Here is a 17,317-nt window from a genome sequence, read left to right on the forward strand (position 1 = left end):
AGAATGCCCAACCCCTACTCCCCACAGGAAAATTAATTGTTTGTGGAACAGGCATCTTGCCTGTTCCTTTAAATAAAACAACCTAGTTACAAACTTTTTAAGGAATAGGAACAGACCGCAACAACTTGTCAACAATCGTCTTAGCCCTTCTTCCCCCCGCCGGAATCAACCGGTGAGAAAGTACGTGCGGCGCCAAATACTTCACATCATCCGGGGTAGCAAAATCCCGGCCCTCCATAAATGCCAAAGCCTGCGACGCCCGGTGCAAAGCCACCGCACCCCGGGGACTCACCCCCAGGGTAATCTCCTCATCCTCCCGCGTCGATCGCACCAAATCTACAATATACTGTTTCAAAGAGGCTTCCACCTTCACACCAGCGCACAAACGACGCAATTCCTGCACTTCTTCCAAAGAAATACAAGGCTGCAAATCTTCAACAGCAAAACTATCAGAAAGCCGTTCCAACATTTGCAACTCTTCCAACGCAGCGGGATAGCCCAAAGTCAAAGACAAAGTAAACCGATCCATCTGCGCTTCCGGCAGCGGAAAAGTGCCTTGATATTCGATCGGGTTCTGAGTCGCAATCACAAAAAACGGCGTCGGAACATTTCGAGAAACTCCATCTACTGTCACCTGCTTTTCTTCCATCACTTCCAGCAAAGCTGACTGAGTTCGCGGCGTCGCCCGATTGATTTCATCGGCAAGCAAAACATTAGCAAAAACTGGTCCGGGCAAAAACTCAAACTCTCCGCTGCGCGGATTCCAAATATTAGTACCAGTGATATCCGTCGGCAACAAATCGGGAGTGCACTGAATCCGCTGAAACTTCCCATCGATCGATCGCGCCAAAGACTTCGCCAGCAGCGTTTTTCCCACACCAGGCACGTCTTCCAGCAGCGCGTGTCCGCCCGAAAGCACCGCTACCAACACCAAGCGAATAGCATCGGCTTTGCCAACAATAGTTTTGCCTAGATTTTGTTTGAGCCGCTCAATATGTTGTCTCATATCCCTGATTTCTAATTGTTAATTGCGAATTGCTAATTGCTAATTGTTGAAAAGATATCAAGATTGCCAAAATCTTGAGTCTTTGCCTTGCGGACTTCGTATTTGTACAACTAGAATTTAGTCTGACTCATCTTGCACCATTTTTAAAAGCGATCGCCTGTTCTAGATCACATAATTATTAGACTTTAGCAGTTAAGAGGCTTCTAGCAATATCGCAATCTGCCTGAATTTGAGTTTTGAGAGATTCCAGAGAAGCGAATTTTTGTTCGGGTCGCAAAAACTCTACTAAACTCGCGCTCAAGGTTTTACCGTACAAATCCCCAGACCAATCTAACAGGTGAACTTCCACAGTGGGTTGTAGGCCGTCTACTGTCGGGCGGCAGCCAACATTCATCACCCCATTGACAAAAGATAAATTTGATGCTGTGCCGGGAATTAGAGATTTGGGATTTTCCTGCTGATAGGAAGAACTTTCCTCATTCATCTTTTCCCATCCATGCTTCACCGAGACTCGCACCGCGTACACGCCAAAACGTGGCAAAAATTTTTCCGGCGGCAGTTCGATATTAGCAGTAGGAAATCCGATCGTCCTGCCCAGCCGCTGTCCGCCCACCACAGTCCCGACTAAACTGTAAGGTCGCCCCAGCAACTGATTCGCTCTTGTGAGGTCGCCGGATGCCAGACCTTCGCGGATTGCAGAACTGCTGATCCGATCGCCCTCACCGCAATTATGCAGCGGTACAAGAGCAACATCAATACCGTAACCAGAGGCGATCGACTGCAAATCCACAGCCGTCCCAGCGCGTCCCCGTCCAAACCGAAAATCAACCCCCACACTAATTCGACTCGCTTTTAGTTGTCGCACCAGAATTTCCTCGACAAACTCAGAAGCAGTCAAAGCCGCCAATTCTCGATCGAACGGCAGCAGCACAAGTTGCTCGACGCCCATTGCTGCGAGCAATTCTACCTTTTCTGCCAGAGGCGTCAGCAGTTTTTTCGGTTGACCAGTAAAAAATTCTTGCGGGTGCGGATCGAATGTCACCACAGTGCCGTAAACCCGATTGACCCCATCAGAATCGATCCCAGAGAGGCTATTGCCCTCTGCCTTGGGGGCTATCAAACCCTCGAAATCCTGGCGGCTCTCGGCTCGATCTGGCGGTGCTGCTGAGTCATTTTTACAGGTCGCCGGATGTTCTGTTTCCCAATTTTGATCTTTACCAGCGTTGGATCGCAAGTTTGGCCCCGACGAAATAACCGTCGCAGAATTTTGCCCAGGCGATCGATTTAAAATTGGCTGCACGACTTGTCGATGCCCTAGGTGCAAACCATCAAAGTTTCCCAAGGCAACAGAAGTTGGAGTCAGAGCAGCGGTACAAGAAGAAGTTACCCACACGCTTAAAATTTTGACATACTTAGCCAGATTGCGATCGCCAGTCGATTTTAGATTTTAGATTTTAGATTTTACTCCACAGATAAATCTGGAAGGTTGAACTTGGGTCTAAAGTTTTTGGTTTTCCACGACAGGAGTACGTGGCACGGTATCCGTCTTTGAGTGAGGTCAATCGATTTTCGATTTTCGATTTTCGATTTTCGATTGAAGCATTGACCCCACGGATAAATTCGGGGGGCAAGTTTCATCGGATACAGCTTTTTTATTTCTGGGTCCTGAGTCTGCGAAGGAATGAATCCGGGGGCTTGTATCCTGGATGCTTTCGGTCAGGCCTCGCTTAAATTTCCGATTTCACAGATCAAGACTTCAGAACCATCTGGCAATCTCACATCCCTCAGACATGAACTTGAGGCGCTTGCACCGACGCTTCAGACAAATCGTTATCAGGAGGCAGCAATTGTAACGACAAACCTTCCCGCGCCATCAAACTGTTCGGGAACCTTTGAGCCACTTGTTCTCCCACCCTGTCTAAAAACTCGTCATTGTGCAGCGGATCGTGGTGAAAAATCACCAACTTTTTGACATTAGCAGCCTTTGCCACCTTCACCGCTTCCTGCCAAGTCGAATGTCCCCAGCCGACCTTGCTGCTCTTCTCCGCATAATACTCCTCATCGGTATAAGTAGCGTCGTAGATCAGCACATCAGCATTTTGAGCTAAATACAGCACATTTTCGTCTAAACGATCGGGAAAATGTTCGGTATCAGTCACGTAAGCAGCCGAATACCCCCGCCAGTTTACGCGGTAGCCTATAGCTTCGCCTGGATGGTTCAACAAAGCAGTTTCCACCTTAATATCTCCGATTTCCAGCGGTTGGCCCACTTCTATATCGTTAAATTTCAGGTCTGCCCCCATAATTTGCAGGGGTACCGGAAAATTCGGGTGCAGCATCTGGTCGTGGAGGCGCTGCTGGATAGTAGCCTTATTAGGAGCAATAGCCCCATAGATGTGAAAGCAGTTCCCAGGAATAAAAGCTGGGACAAAAAATGGGAATCCTTGAATGTGATCCCAGTGAGAGTGAGTAAAAAACATATGAGCTTTTACGGGCATCTGGGACAGGAGAGTTTGTCCCAAAACCCGCAATCCAGTACCGCCATCGAAAATTAGGCGATTGTCACCCACTCGCATTTCTACACAGGGCGTGTTGCCCCCGTAACGTACTGTTTCTGCCCCGGGAGACGCTATGCTACCTCTAACGCCCCAGAAGTGAACCGTGAATTGGTTTTGCATACTAGACATGGGTTTTCTTGCAAGATTGTTCCAGCGAGTTATCGATAAGGTGTTTACATATTACTAAGGGCTTTACCATCAAACCCAAGCTCTTTGACGGTCGAGTTCCCCACTTGTTGGAAGTGCCAAGAGTCTCGCTCATCGCGAGAATGCAAAACTGTTGGGCTTGACAACTGAGCAATAAATTACAAGGTAGACTAATCAAGTCTCGATCGTAACTATTCTTTTCTTCTCTTCACTAGCCTAACCTCCGCAGACACACTTTGGGGCCGCCGTTGTGTATGAGTTTGGTCAAAAGCCGCTGTTTTTCCAGCCTCCGCACTTGCCGAACCGGATGGCGCGGTCGGTTGTTTGCCTTGCTGGTTTACCGGTTTGAACCCGGATGATGGCTTTCCTGCTATCTAGTCCGGTCGATCGACCATAATATGCAGGTGTCGGGACTTTTTTGCGCCGATATCTGGCTGATATTGCCGATCGGGCGTAAAGGCGCCTCTACAATAATGACGGTTAATTTACCCGACTTGAGATGCTCCCGCCATCGAACCCCTGCCCATGAGCATCAGGGACTCCTTTTTACGAGAACCCAGTTTAATTAACTCAACTGCCATTAATTCAAAAATCTTAGCAGTTTAAGAATGCTTCTGCTATTAATTATCAACCAATACTGTCTGGATTCTGGGTCCGCCCAGAGGCTGCGGTTCGTCCCGCTAGCGGTCAAGCTGAACCCACCCTCATCTGACATCGGGGTAGCAGCGAGAGCCCGGACCTGGGGGCAAAAGGCTAAATTTTCGTCGTGCATTTCTTGGCGGACGAATTGACTCACTCAAAATTCCCCTATTTTCTGAAGTTAAAAAAATTCGATTTTTTGCCATCCTGCCAACTCTGATCCCCCTTGGGCCTCAACAGTGATTCAGAAATATTCCCTGTTAACCTGTGGTGCTTTTCTCAACCATCTTCAATCGATCTATTTTTGGTAAGGATTTCTCGGAATTCAGCGCAGTTGCGGTACTCGCCACGGGTTTGAATTTCGGGTATCATAGAGTCTTAGACTCTTGTTTACCGAGAATCTAAATCAGTGCTAAACAAGCCTGGATAACTTTAAGTTATTTTTCAAAAAAGTCAGTATGAATCAAGTTGAAAAAACTACAACTAAGCTGAATAGATCGCCTGTGAAAGTGTCCGATCGCACTTTGGAACTCGGTAATCTTCCCTTGAGCGACCTGTCTTTAGAAATAACTGATGGTCAAGCTTTGAGGGATTTGAGTTCGGACGATCGCCCGCCGGGAACCCCAACAGCCACAGGCCGGACTGCCGCAACAAGACGCCGGAGGGTAGATGGCAACAGCGATCGGGCCCAATCGCCTGTGGTTTCTACTGCGTTTCTCAAATGGCTGCTAGAGAGTTTGACTCGCTCAAAAGGTTGGCTGGGAATTGTCACCCTGGCAGCAGTTTGGGGGTGGTGGAACAGTCAGTTACTGTTTTCCACAGGCCTGGGGATAGCAGCAATGATGCTGGTTTACCGAGGGCAGTCGTGGGACTGGCAATTGCTGCGGGCAAAAGGCGAGCAATTTTGGGAGGGCCCGAACCGTCGGTTCGTTTTAGCCGTCGGTACGGGCGGGATTGCTACCTTGGGCGCTTACATGAGTTTGGCGATTTGGGCTGACTCAAGCAGCCACTGGATGGCTTTGAGCGTGATTTTGCAGAATTTGGGGACGATCGCGATTGCAGGGCTGTTGCTGCGGCAAGGGTTGAGTCGGAGGGCCGCAAAAGATGAAGTGGCGCTCGATCGCATCTTGGCGGATTTGACTGATGCTGACCCCGTGAAGCGTTTAATTGCAGTGCGGCAAATGACCGATTTGGTGAATCAGGGTGGGTTTGGCCCTGTGAGCTCTGTCAAAAGTTCGTTAGCGAAGCCCTCGCAGAGGATCGCCCGTTCCCGCGCTGCCGAGTGCTTTCGCCTGATGCTGAGTCGGGAACCAGAAGCTTTAGTCCGCAATGCCCTTCTCGAAGGCTTGCAGACTTGGGACGCTACTTATGGCTTTGCTCTAAAATCCAAAAATCAAGTCATCGACTATTAGCTGACCGTCAAAAGCGTAAAAAGTAATTTTATGAATATTCGGAGCTTTTACGCGCAGGGGAGCCCTAGGGGCGATCGGAGAATTAGACCCCACCAGATTGGGCGCCGGCATTTCATCCTGAACAATTGGGTTGCCGTCAATGTCACAAGCAGATAAAACAGTTCGTCGCGAACTGGTGACAAGTCCTGACACCCAGCGAACTGGATACTTAAAAGTTACTTCTATCAGTCCGCTTTTGGGGGCCCCCATTAACACTGTTGCCGCAGAGCCCGTGAAAAATGCTGGGTTTGAAGGTTGGATGGCGACGGCATTGCTAAAAGTCACCCCCCAATGTGCAAACTGGTGTTCTACTACTTCAAAGCATTTCAAGTCTTCTAAGGCTACGCGGACGATCGCAGGTACCGTGGCGCGCGATCGCACCTCTGACCCGACGCCTGAGCGTTCTGGAGTGGCGACCAAAGACTTTTTGCTGTTTAAATCCATGCTTCGATAGGCTGTGTCAAATTCTGCAAACCCGTCTGATTGAAGACTTTTCGCATCAACCATAAAACCCTCGCGATCCCTTTTTCTGAGCAGTTGCATTTTAGTAGACCTCCCTGAGATTAGTTGTTTCTTGTGTTTTGGAATTGATAACGGCGAGGCCCGTGATTGCCAAACCTGCAATTAGGAATCGAAACCCCATCGCCCGCCCTCCAACAAAGACTTTCGACCTCAAAAGCCACTGCTCCGCAAAATATCGTGATTAATGATTTGTGATTGGCGAGCGTCGGCAAACCTGCCACCTGCCTGAAAGCGAGTTCTAATAGTCCTCCTTTCCGAGCGCCTGCTTTCGGGGTTGGCGAACAGACTCTATTTTGTTGAGGGGTCTTACCCATCATTTTGCTATTATCTCCGATCGGCGCTAGTTTGCAAGGGTGAGGATAACTACACAGCCGAATTGCCCAAATCGCAAAACTTACTTGCTGTCTGTAGTTTCACGCTTCACCTGTACTAAAATAGATTTAAATCATTACTCAATCTTTACAAAAACGCCACCAGCTTTGCAATTTTTTTAAACAGAGACGGGGCGACGGAAAAAAATCTAAAATATAACAGCGATTGAGGTTAGTTTATGCTTGTACCCCTCGGCTTCGGTCAGCGATCAATAGTTACTTCTCTCGGCAGAATGGTCTACTACACTGCTGAAAAAATGCCTTGGATGGGGTTGCCGACCTCAACTTCGGAAAATAAGCCGAACTTAGTATTTTTTCACGGTTTTGGAGGCGGGTCGAGTGCCTACGAATGGTCGAAAGTTTATCCGGCTTTTGCTGCAGAATATCGAATTTTAGCACCGGATTTAATCGGTTGGGGGCGATCGGAACATCCGGCAAGAAATTATCAGGTGGAAGATTATATCACAACTTTGATCGAATTTATCGAAAAAACTTGCGGCAGTCCGACAGAGGTGATTGCTTCTTCGCTAACAGGGGCGATCGCGATTCGAGCTGCGATCGCACGGCCGGATCTCTTCAAATCCCTGATTTTGACCATACCCAGCGGTTTGTCAGATTTCGGACAAGATTATGGCAGCAGTTTCTTCGCTAAGCTAGTCAACACGCCGATTTTAGATCGCTTGCTCTACAGTACCGGAATCGCCACAGACGGCGGCATCCGTAGCTTCCTAGAACAACGCCAATTTGCCGATTCGCGTCGCGTTTACCAAGAAATTGTTGATGCTTACCTCGAATCTGCTTTGGAACCAAATGCAGAATATGCCGCCCTGTCTTTTGTGCGGGGAGATTTGTGCTTTGATTTGTCGCTGTACATCACTCAGCTAACAACGCCGACAGCGATTATTTGGGGAGAAAAATCGCAGTTTACCGGGCCCGATATCGGCCAGCGGTTGGCAAATCTCAACCCCGAAGCAATCAAAGTTTTTCAACCTCTGGAAAACGTAGGTTTGACTCCGCAGTTAGAAATTCCCGCTGTCACGATTGGCTTAATTAGGCAATACTTAAAATTGCTTTCGGAAGGGTGAAGAAGTTCGGCAACGGGTTCTGTAACGAATGTAACGGATGTAACGGATTTAACGGATTTAACGGATGTAAGGAAGAAGGAAGAAGGAATATGAATTCCCTCTTCCCCCTTCCCCATTAGCAATGACTAATGACTACTGACTACTGACTAATGACTACTAATTATTCTTTCACTCGCACGTCGATAACGCTGGCGTTGAAAATGTACTTGTTGCCTTCAAGCTCTAGCGTAGTGCCAATTTTGACTTTCGTATTACCTAAAACCGGGCCATTTTCAGTAAGTTGACCTTTTCCCTCTAAGGTAAACATCATATTTTTGCTGAAGGCTTCTTCTTCTCGGGGATCGGGGAGAGCTTTCAGAGTGCCGTTGGGCTGAGGAACTGCTAGGGTTCTGGTGAGAGTTTTGACAGATTTGATGGTAATCTGACCGGAGGGTTGATTGCGGATCACCACATTGATTTTATCACCTGGTTTGAACAAATCTTGAACGTTTGTTCCTTTGAGACCGATCGCAATTGCATCAATCTCTACAGGTTTGATACTGGTGCCGACTTGGGCTACGGAACCGCCAGAAGTGCCGGGAAAGAAAAAGATTCCGACTGCAACTAGCAGTACGATCAGAGCCGCACCTACGTCGAGAATGCTGAGTTTGCCGAACAGTCGGCCTTGAGAATCCAAAATTTTCATAATCGCCTATTATATCGCCTATTATACTGATAGCGACAGGAGTATGTTTACAAGCTCAGGACTTACACAGACATCGATGAAAAACAGATGGTGCTATTGCTGAGCTACCGCTGGCAATGACATACTTTATTGATGCGTAAGTCATGAAGCTAAAAGATATTACCACAACGATCGCCCAAAATCCGCATGACTGGGGCACTTAACTCAGAAGGCAGTTGACGGCGGTTGGTTAGCCTTGACTGGATCGCCCAAAAGCTGGTGGCGCCGTTAAAATTGACAAAAAGCTAGAATAGCAACTAAGCAGCCTTAAATTACGTCTGCCTATTGAGTGACTTTTCGAGTTTTTCCTCAAATTGTATCTAACTTCTCCCACGTATCAATCATGTTAAAAAGTTTTTGGTTGACTTGCCGGCGTACTTGTGGCCGGGGGATTTATCTGTTTCTGTCCCTGATTGTGGCTGCGAGTATCGGGGTGGTTTCCCCGGAACCGACTCAAGCATTTTCTTTGCCTGAACTGATTTTTCGGGGCATCCAAGTTATTCAATTGTCGAATATGTCCGATCGCCAAGAGGTGACTATTGGCAGACAAATTAATCAGCAGTTAACGAACAGCCAGTTTAAGATTGACCGAGATCGGGACACTACAGAATATATCAACCGTATCGGTCAACGACTCGCTCAAGAAAGCACTCGCCCCAATATTCCTTATACTTTTCAAGTGATTGACGACGACGCGATTAATGCTTTTGCAACTATGGGCGGTTTTGTTTATGTGAATAAAGGCTTAATGGCAGCGGCGGACAATGAGGCAGAATTGGCCAGTGTGATAGCCCACGAAATCGCTCACATTAATGCTCGCCACGCGATTCAACAAATGCGTCAAATGGCCATAGCTTCAGGTGTAGCTTCGGCAACTGGGCTCGATCGATCTCAGGCGGTTCAGATTGGGGTGGAATTGGCTTTGCGGCGTCCCCACAGTCGCCAAGCTGAGTATGAAGCCGATCAGTTGGGATTGCAAACTATGGGGCGAGCAGGCTACGCTCAATCTGGGATGGTTGATTTTATGAAAAAGTTGCTCAACAAGCCTTCTCCTCCTAGCATTTTGAGCACTCACCCGGCAACTGGCGATCGTATTGCTGCTATTTCACAGGCTATAGATCCGGATCTTGCTAGCGGTGAAGGTTTGAATAATGAGGATTACAGGCTAGAAATCCGCAGACTTTTAGGTTCGTAGCAATTCTCAATCTGTCAGGGGCTCTATTGTTTTCTCTTCTATTTTCTTACTTCGCGATCTAGCGCTAACGCGCCGCTTCGCTAACGCGTCTTCGGGGTTCGTTAAAAAACCAATCCAGTTACTAGGGTAAGTCAGCAGCAAGTTAATTTCGATTTAAGAGATCGGACTTAAGCGGACATACCCTAAAACTACAAATTGATTTAACACTGCTGTTGAACAATAGAATCGAGCGCAGCTTGCGGGGGTGGAATCGGCTGCGGCTTCAATTGCCGAACAACTTCGTCAAACGGCAAAATTCGGACTTGATGGTTAAATACATTTACTTGATAAACTCTGCGGTAGCTGAGGTCAAATCCTGTCAGCCAGCCGCTTTTGGGATGATAAGCACCCGTGTCAATATCCAACCACCCTTCGCCCCTGACTAATTCGCCCGGTCTGACCCCATGAAAGGTAAAGGTGATCGTGTGACCGGTGATAATTAATTTATTGGGAAAATAGGGTTTCGACATGGTGTGAAATTCCCTGCGAATCCAACACAGTTGTTCGATCGACTGTTCATCGATCGACAGATGGGGGTCAACGCCGGCGTGAACCAGCCAGATGTCCCCTAAGTCCAGATGAGTGGGGAGCGAGCGCAGCCACTCTAAGTGTTTGTACGGCATCATCCCTGTATCTCTGTAGCTCGCTACTGTCGCATCGCCACCACTGTAGAGCCAAGATTGCCATGCTCGCATATCCATCGGCGTTCCCGACAAAGCCTCCAGCATCAGTTGTTCGTGGTTGCCCAACAGAGTTTGGTAGGGGCTTTGCTGCACAAAATCTAATACCTGAGCGCTTTTGGGGCCACGATCAATTAAGTCTCCCAAAAAATAGACGCGATCGTCCAAGCCGGGGGCAAGTGCCTCTAGCAGGGTCATTAAGCCGTCGTAATGCCCGTGTACGTCCCCGATAACAATGCGCCGGTGCTCCATTGTGTTTATCCGTTTCCCTGACTCAAAAGCCCCATCTCTAGCTTATAGCATCTGATTTTGCTGCTATTTGCCTCCCCTCTTTTACGGTGGAGGGGTGTCACCCATTATACTGCTTTGTATAAATGTCGTGTAAAGCTCGCCAGTGTCTGTTTGCGTAGCTACTGATAGAAACACAGGCAAGCTGTTAATTGTGGTTTTGCAACTGCTGTTACTGAGGCAAAGCTGTGAGTTATTTCACGCTTTAGGGTGCATCAGCGATTAGACGATGGATTAAGTCGAAAATAATCCTTGACACACCCTAAAATACGATCTAGCCTTAACGATTGTCACTGAGTCAAAGCTTTGAGGAATGTCTGGAGTTCTGCCAAAAAACCTTTCTTTTTTACAGGTTTGGCAGGTGTGGTGGAGTCAGGATCGGCGCTTGGTAAAGAAGCGGCTAAAATCCGCTCTAAATCGTCTCCGACTGGTTTTTGGGCGGTTTCCGAAATTAGTTCGTATTCGTCGTTTGTTTCCAGCCAAACTTGCCACGATTGAGGGTAGCAGCGGAATAAAGCCGCACTGTCTAGGGGTCTGATGTAGTAGCAAGATTCGATTTTGCTGAGGAATCGATCGCGCAATTGGCGGCCCGCATAGCCTATACCTATGGTGGCAACATCTTCCAGGCGCGGGTTGAGTAGAATTACGGGGCGACCTGCCGCAGCTATATAAATTTTTTCGACTTGGGCAACTTCTACGGCTGCTGGATTGATCAAAAGGAAAAGTTGATCTTCCGGTGATATTTTATCTTCAACAGGGGTGCGACTGCTACCCAAATCAGTGACTTTAAACGGTGTTTCTCCCCAGTCGCGACGCGCGAGGGCTGCCGCACCGGTGTCGGGAAAAAAGACTTTGACTCCGGGGTAGATTTCCTCAAATTCTGGGAGGAATTGTAGGGTGATAGACTGTGCTTGCAGGGCGATTTCTGGAAATACTAATTCGACTTGCAGTAGAGTTTTACCGTCCGAGAGGGCGGCGGCGGTGGCAATGCGGGATTGGGCGATCGCCTCGTTGAGATCCTTGGGCAGTTCTGTCATTAATCTAATTATTTTTACTCGACTTCTCTCAATCTAATTTTACCTGAGATATTGCACCATTCTCAATTACCTATTCTTGAGCATGGTACAAGATGTAAGTTTTACCGTCTCAAGCAACAAAAGCTAACACCGACACGGGCGAACCGGAACCTCCCAAAAGGCGTAATATTCCGATAACTAAAGTGATTTCAGCCGTAGGTAACAAGTCGAGATTTGCTAGATTTTCCAGCACTATTAGCTGCTTTTCCAATACCAATTTGTTAACCGCAAAACTTTCATCTCGCCCGGTATCGACTCCGTGAGTGTCGGTTCCAATTCCCGCGATAGAGCGTTCTTCTAGCAAAAATTGAGTTGCTGCTTTGCCAAATCCGGGAAAGTGGCAAATCCCGCGATCATCTTCGTTGAAAAATGCTTTCTCGTCATCCCATTTTTCTTGCCACCCAGTATACAATAAAACTAGATTTCCCGGTTCTATAAGTTTGTGCTGCCGTTCCCAAGTCAATATATCATCAATTGTTAAAGTGTAGTCGGGATTGGCAAGACTTTGCTCTCGGATGTTGATCGCAATTGCCGGCACAACGAGCGACTGCGGGGAATAACTATCAATGCTGGCGCCTCCTGCACAAAAGCTGTTGGGTGCGTTTATATGAGTTCCGCTGTGTTCTCCCATTGAGAATTTTCGCAGGAAATACCCGTCTGTTTCTATTTGAGCTACTGGGGCAATTTCTGTCGCTGGATCTCCGGGCCAAATGGGAATATTGGGATGAATTGCATGGGTTAAGTCTACAATGTTGCTGTAGGCGATCGTTTTTAAGTTATTGGACTTAAAGTTGTTTGTCATCAGGTTAAATATATCTATTATTTATTAAACACAGTTGAGTTTTTGACCTTCTGCGATGTAAATCTAAAATCTAAAATCTAAAATCTAAAATTCGATTAGTTGATCGAGGGTTGCTTCCATCACATCCTTGGTTTGCCCGGAAACAGTATACACCAAAGCTTCTCGATAAACTCTCCCGGCCGGGTGTAGCGTACCGTTAGCAGCACCGCTAGAAACTGCAACCGCAGCGTGCCCGCAACGCATCGCTAAATCAATGGCTTGAGCTCGCAGCGCTAATTGTTCTGCTTTCGAGCTATGTTGAGATTGTGGGAAATTCTGTTTTAGCCGATCGAGCTTTTGCTCTAGTTTTTGGCAAGCCGCCGTTATAAAAGGTGAATTCTTAGCAGCCGCCGCTGCTGCAATTACATCCAATCCGGCTCGAATACAGCCAAAAGTAGCCGGAACAAAATTCAGTATATTTTTGGTGTCGTTTTCCGCAATCCAGCCGACAGGTTTAATTGAAATTATTTCCGATTCATGCAGCAACCAATTATCGAGAGTTACTGTCACAGTATTAGTCGAGTTCATGGCGATTAACTGCATGATTTCGCTACAAGCTATTTTACCCTTTTCGTATTCAATATTGACAAAAGGCACTAAACCGAAAACAGCGCGTTCGTCAGGAAGTACCGCCGCTACAATAAACTTTTGAAACAAGCCAAAACCTGTTACCCAAGGAACTTTTCCTGACAGTAAATAACCTGCTTTTGTGGGAGTTGCGGTGACGGCCGGATTGCCCGATCGCCTCAAATGCGAAAACCCAATACCCAAGCGTAACTCTTTTTGGGCGATCGCGGGCAAGTATCTGCTTTTTAGCATTTCATTGTCGCTGTTGGCAAGCATCGCAGTTGCGCTGTGGTGCTGAGTTTGCAGGAAAGACAAAGCGCCGGAATATCGAGCCGTCAATTCCTGATATTTGTAAAAAATCTCCGGTGCAACTTCGACACCGCCCCATTTTTTGGGAACTCGCAACGCTAAGAGCGATCGATCTTCCAATCCCGCAACTGCTGTTTTCAGCGCTTCCGAGTCGCTGTCGATAATTTCCGCGTAGGGTGAAACGCACTTTTGCAGGTAAGTTTCTGTGTAGTAAAGAATATCTAGAAATTCCATTTTTTATGATAATTTTCTAGTTGTTTTTACCATTTCTTTGGAAAGTTTCATTACCCACGCATAGGTAGCGAGAAACCCAGTTATTACGATTTTTGCGGCGAATCACGAGACATCTACGAAAATACCGGGTTTCTGAGGTCATTTTATAGTTATTTTTATTCAAAGTTCTATGGGGGGGCAGAAAATTCCGCCCCTAAACTAACTCATTCCCAAACTTTCCAAGGAGCCTTCCCTTCATCCCAAAGCTCGTTTAAATACTTGTATTCTCGAAAAGTATCCATCGCAAAGAAGAAGCCCTCATGACGGTAAGCCATCAACTGTCCGTCTGCCGCCAAACGCTGCATCGGCTCCTGTTCTAAAATACAATCATCTCCCCCCAAATACTCAAATACCCGGCGGTTAAATATCATATATCCAACACTGATCCAGCCATCTATTTGAGGTTTCTCCGAAAATTGTACTACGCGGCTATCGCTGTCTACATCCAAAATCCCAAAGCGAGAAATCGGGCGAAATGTAGTGACAGTTGCCAGCTTACCGTGAGACTTGTGAAAATCCATCAAGGCGTCAATATCGACATCAGCAACTCCATCGCCGTATGTCACCATGAAATTATCGTGATCGATATATTTTTCTATCCGTTTTACCCGCCCTCCCGTCATGCTTGCCGCGCCAGTTTCAGCCAGGGTAACATTAAAATCTTGTTCGAGATGTTCCTCATGATAAGTGATGGTATTTTGGCGTCCCAGACAGATAGTAAAGTCATTGTTCATGGCTTCATAATTGAGGAAATATTCTTTAATCATGTTGCCGCGATAGCCCAAGCACACAATAAATTTTTGGAAACCGTAGTGTGCATAGATTTTCATGATGTGCCAAATAATCGGATGCCCCCCCACCTCAACTAAGGGTTTGGGACGAAATTCTGTTTCTTCTCTGAGACGAGTACCGAGACCACCTGCGAGGATAACTACTTGCATTTTTTCACATTTTTAAAGATGATAAATTAATTTATCATCAATCATCAGGGATTTTTTCAAAGAATTATTAACATTTTCTCATAGTCAGTGAAGCTTTGTAAACCACAAAAATCACGAATTATTATAAATAATCGTAGGGTGATCCGTGGACACCGTGTATTTATGAATAATCCTAGGGTGTTCCGTACACACCATGTATTTAAATGCTGCGCGCAATTTCTAACTAAGAGTAGGGTGGGTACTGCGGACAGTATATTTGAATACAGCGCAATTTCTAACTTATTAATAGTCGATTAAGAAATAGACAAAAAAGCAGCAAAGACCTATACTAAATATAATAAAGACATTCAACAGCAATGAAAAATCAACTCGATCGCCTAAAAAAGTTTTTAGGTATCCTATGCGCGATCGCCTCAATAATTATATTATTCCAATCGGCTATACCTGGTGTTTACGCCACGGTTGTTGCACCGAAAATCTCAACCATACCACAAACCAGCGTAGCTTTTGTACCCAACATACCGGGTGGCGGATTAGACTTTCACGAATCAGCAGGAGGACACACTTTAGAGAGACACGTTGCTAAAACAGAAGCACAACTAGCACAGCGACTCGCAAGCGAAACGAGAATTTCTGCAGCATCTTCTTTTACTGACCGTTCCGTCGCCGAAACGGCTATTGCAGAAGCAATGAACAGAAATCAAAGTGCGATCGACTCTTGGGTGAAAAGTCAAGGTAATCGTTATACGATCGACTACAATGCCAACAGAATAATTGGCATTACTCTGCGTCGCCGCGCATCCAAAGCAACTTCAACATCTCGCCTGAGAATCATCCTTCAGCGCAGCGCCAAATTACCTCCCGGATACTTTATTCTCACAGCCTATCCCCAATGATCAATCAATTTCCTCATTTAACCCAATTTTTCAGTTCCTACTTTCACCAAGACTGGCCGTTAGAAGCTGACACTCCCAGCGATGTAGTGAACAACTACCGCAGCAGCGAACCGCCCGCAAGTGTTGAAGCTGCATCGCAAGAACTCAGCAAACTGCTCGAAATGCCGATCGCCCCAGCCGATTTAGAAGCATTCATCCTTGATGAATTAGGGTGTTACTACGACCCACAATCCGAAAATCAAACAGTGCGAGAATGGTTGGAATCTGTGCAAAAATCTTTGAATAATCCTAGCTAAAATCTATATATTTGTAGGGACACGGCACTGCCGTGTCCTCTATATAATTCCGATGCAACCGAGAACGATATCACTTGCTAACCGTCAATAAGTAGCCTTCGTGGACGTTGAAATTAGGGATAACATAAGCCAAGCTGCCACTACCCACCGAAAAGTTTTCTTCTTTAACTGTAACAAGCTGTGGCACGGCTCCTTCTTGATTGTTGGGAATTTTTTCTAATTTTAGAGTTATTTTCTGACCCCTTTGAATACCTAGCTGCTCCAAATTGCCGAGGGTTAATGTTACCGTTGTTGCTGAGGAAAAATTGGGGTCGAAATAACCTAAAAGTACCTGTGCTTTACCTTCAGGATTTGACTTGCTGGCTAAAGCGACAAGGCGATTGTTATTTGACCAACTCCGCACCCGCGAATTAACTCCGTCAGCATAAGCTTTGTAAGTCCACCAAGCTGCTCTCGGTTCAAAAGTATTAGGCGTGACCATCCCACTCAGCGTATTGTTGAAGCAATTGCTAACTTTATTTGGCCCTTTACTCTCCCAACAAGCTCTGCAAGCACCGTCAGCTTTTGCATACTCTAAGTTATACAAATAACCTAAGATTTCCCCCGGCTGGTACTGCGCTAAGTTCCCGACAATTTCGTTGACGTAAATTTTTTGCAATTTCAGTTCCTTGTAAGAGGGACTTTGCTGAAAATTGCGTTTAGCCTCAATTACGTGATCGTCAACAAATAAAATCATCGTGTCGTTAAGTTCGTGCCATGAGAGGAAGTTTACTTCAAGTTTGTTGGCTTTGCAGTAATCCAAAAAAGCAGCGAGATATTCTTTGCTGTAGCGGCCGAGGCTTGGCCCGCCAATCATGGCTGACGGCCCCAATTCTTCCCGCAATATTCTGTAGGCTCTTTTGTAGGTTTCAAAGAATTGTTCTCTGCTTCCATTCCAAAACGGATTTTTTAAATCTGGCTCATTCCATACATCCCAAATAATTTTTTTGCCTTTATTTTGCTGAGCTAACTGTCGGATGAATGCTTCCCATGCGGGGTAGTTTTGATAGGGCCAGCCATTGGGATTGCTACCGTAGCCCCACAAGTCGCTGACTACTAACTGAAACTCGGCTCCGCTGGCGATTATGCGATCGTAAATATCGAGTCTCCCCGCCCGCCAAAGTTTGGGCTGCAAGGGTTTGATCGAGCTATCCGGCGGTTTTGCTGTGTCGATTCCGTGCAGGATGCCGCTCATGGAAATTGTACCGGTGGCTGGCTGTCCAAAATCTACTGTAACGTTGGATCGCAGTTGGGCGATCGCTCTTGGCTGTCCCCAATAGGCTATTAACAGAACAGTGACAATAGCTAAACAAATTGTCAGCAGTTTATTAATACGTGGGAATTTGAATGTAAATTGCATATCTTTTCTTTGGT

General features: G+C 46.6%; 16 protein-coding genes. 5 read left to right on the top strand and 11 right to left on the bottom strand.

Annotated features, from left to right (window positions below; translation table 11 throughout):
- Nucleotides 1-97: 97 nt before the first annotated feature.
- From QUB44_RS16950 to QUB44_RS16960, 3 genes are all read right to left on the bottom strand, one after another.
- Nucleotides 98-1,006: a MoxR family ATPase gene (locus QUB44_RS16950; protein WP_333209248.1), complete on the bottom strand. Its 909-nt coding sequence runs from the start codon at nucleotides 1,004-1,006 to the stop codon at nucleotides 98-100.
- Nucleotides 1,007-1,184: 178 nt separating this feature from the next.
- Nucleotides 1,185-2,399 (bottom strand): bifunctional riboflavin kinase/FAD synthetase, encoded by a 1,215-nt coding sequence (locus QUB44_RS16955; protein ID WP_333369491.1) that lies wholly within the window; start codon nucleotides 2,397-2,399, stop codon nucleotides 1,185-1,187.
- Between the two features lie 391 nt (nucleotides 2,400-2,790).
- Entirely contained in the window at nucleotides 2,791-3,693 is a 903-nt protein-coding gene (locus QUB44_RS16960; RefSeq protein WP_333168443.1) for an MBL fold metallo-hydrolase, read from the bottom strand.
- A gap of 1,115 nt (nucleotides 3,694-4,808) precedes the next feature.
- Here QUB44_RS16960 and QUB44_RS16965 point away from each other — a divergent pair.
- The gene (locus tag QUB44_RS16965; RefSeq protein ID WP_333369493.1) at nucleotides 4,809-5,762 is read left to right on the top strand and encodes a hypothetical protein; all 954 of its coding nucleotides are present in this window, start codon (nucleotides 4,809-4,811) and stop codon (nucleotides 5,760-5,762) included.
- Here QUB44_RS16965 and QUB44_RS16970 read toward each other — a convergent pair.
- A complete protein-coding gene (locus tag QUB44_RS16970) occupies nucleotides 5,730-6,344 on the bottom strand; it encodes a hypothetical protein (RefSeq protein ID WP_333369495.1) in 615 nt (204 codons plus the stop codon). The genes QUB44_RS16965 and QUB44_RS16970 overlap by 33 nt on opposite strands.
- 529 nt (nucleotides 6,345-6,873) lie before the next feature.
- Here QUB44_RS16970 and QUB44_RS16975 point away from each other — a divergent pair.
- Nucleotides 6,874-7,779 (top strand): alpha/beta hydrolase, encoded by a 906-nt coding sequence (locus QUB44_RS16975; protein ID WP_333165400.1) that lies wholly within the window; start codon nucleotides 6,874-6,876, stop codon nucleotides 7,777-7,779.
- Between the two features lie 160 nt (nucleotides 7,780-7,939).
- Here QUB44_RS16975 and QUB44_RS16980 read toward each other — a convergent pair whose 3' ends face one another.
- Entirely contained in the window at nucleotides 7,940-8,464 is a 525-nt protein-coding gene (locus tag QUB44_RS16980) for a DUF4330 domain-containing protein (RefSeq protein WP_333369497.1), read from the bottom strand.
- A 382-nt stretch (nucleotides 8,465-8,846) separates the two neighbouring features.
- Here QUB44_RS16980 and QUB44_RS16985 point away from each other — a divergent pair, with 382 nt between their 5' ends.
- Nucleotides 8,847-9,698 carry a M48 family metallopeptidase gene (locus QUB44_RS16985; protein ID WP_333369499.1) on the top strand — a complete coding sequence of 284 codons (852 nt, stop codon included), beginning with the start codon at nucleotides 8,847-8,849 and terminating at the stop codon, nucleotides 9,696-9,698.
- 200 nt (nucleotides 9,699-9,898) lie between these two features.
- Here QUB44_RS16985 and QUB44_RS16990 read toward each other — a convergent pair whose 3' ends face one another.
- The 5 genes from QUB44_RS16990 to rfbF all read right to left on the bottom strand — a co-directional run bounded on the left by QUB44_RS16990 (nucleotide 9,899) and on the right by rfbF (nucleotide 14,712).
- Nucleotides 9,899-10,669 (bottom strand): metallophosphoesterase family protein, encoded by a 771-nt coding sequence (locus QUB44_RS16990; RefSeq protein ID WP_333369501.1) that lies wholly within the window; start codon nucleotides 10,667-10,669, stop codon nucleotides 9,899-9,901.
- A gap of 326 nt (nucleotides 10,670-10,995) precedes the next feature.
- Entirely contained in the window at nucleotides 10,996-11,742 is a 747-nt protein-coding gene (locus tag QUB44_RS16995; protein ID WP_333369503.1) for a DUF1995 family protein, read from the bottom strand.
- A gap of 109 nt (nucleotides 11,743-11,851) precedes the next feature.
- Nucleotides 11,852-12,583: a cyclase family protein gene (locus QUB44_RS17000; RefSeq protein ID WP_333369505.1), complete on the bottom strand. Its 732-nt coding sequence runs from the start codon at nucleotides 12,581-12,583 to the stop codon at nucleotides 11,852-11,854.
- A gap of 84 nt (nucleotides 12,584-12,667) precedes the next feature.
- Complete coding sequence (locus tag QUB44_RS17005; protein ID WP_333369507.1) at nucleotides 12,668-13,732, bottom strand: acyl-CoA dehydrogenase family protein; 1,065 nt, start codon at nucleotides 13,730-13,732, stop codon at nucleotides 12,668-12,670.
- Between the two features lie 203 nt (nucleotides 13,733-13,935).
- The gene (gene rfbF, locus QUB44_RS17010) at nucleotides 13,936-14,712 is read right to left on the bottom strand and encodes a glucose-1-phosphate cytidylyltransferase (protein ID WP_333165384.1); all 777 of its coding nucleotides are present in this window, start codon (nucleotides 14,710-14,712) and stop codon (nucleotides 13,936-13,938) included.
- Nucleotides 14,713-15,068: 356 nt separating this feature from the next.
- Here rfbF and QUB44_RS17015 point away from each other — a divergent pair, with 356 nt between their 5' ends.
- Both QUB44_RS17015 and QUB44_RS17020 read left to right on the top strand, forming a co-directional pair.
- On the top strand, nucleotides 15,069-15,608 hold the full coding sequence (locus QUB44_RS17015; RefSeq protein WP_333369509.1) for an RNase A-like domain-containing protein: 540 nt from the start codon (nucleotides 15,069-15,071) through the stop codon (nucleotides 15,606-15,608).
- The gene (locus tag QUB44_RS17020) at nucleotides 15,605-15,904 is read left to right on the top strand and encodes a contact-dependent growth inhibition system immunity protein (RefSeq protein WP_333244663.1); all 300 of its coding nucleotides are present in this window, start codon (nucleotides 15,605-15,607) and stop codon (nucleotides 15,902-15,904) included. Before QUB44_RS17015 ends, QUB44_RS17020 begins: the two co-directional genes overlap by 4 nt.
- A gap of 70 nt (nucleotides 15,905-15,974) precedes the next feature.
- Here QUB44_RS17020 and QUB44_RS17025 read toward each other — a convergent pair whose 3' ends face one another.
- The gene (locus QUB44_RS17025) at nucleotides 15,975-17,303 is read right to left on the bottom strand and encodes a GH39 family glycosyl hydrolase (RefSeq protein WP_333369511.1); all 1,329 of its coding nucleotides are present in this window, start codon (nucleotides 17,301-17,303) and stop codon (nucleotides 15,975-15,977) included.
- Between the last annotated feature and the right edge of the window lie 14 nt (nucleotides 17,304-17,317).

Origin of the sequence: Microcoleus sp. AT3-D2, from assembly GCF_036705715.1 — a bacterium.
In the GTDB taxonomy this organism is placed as follows: domain Bacteria; phylum Cyanobacteriota; class Cyanobacteriia; order Cyanobacteriales; family Microcoleaceae; genus Microcoleus.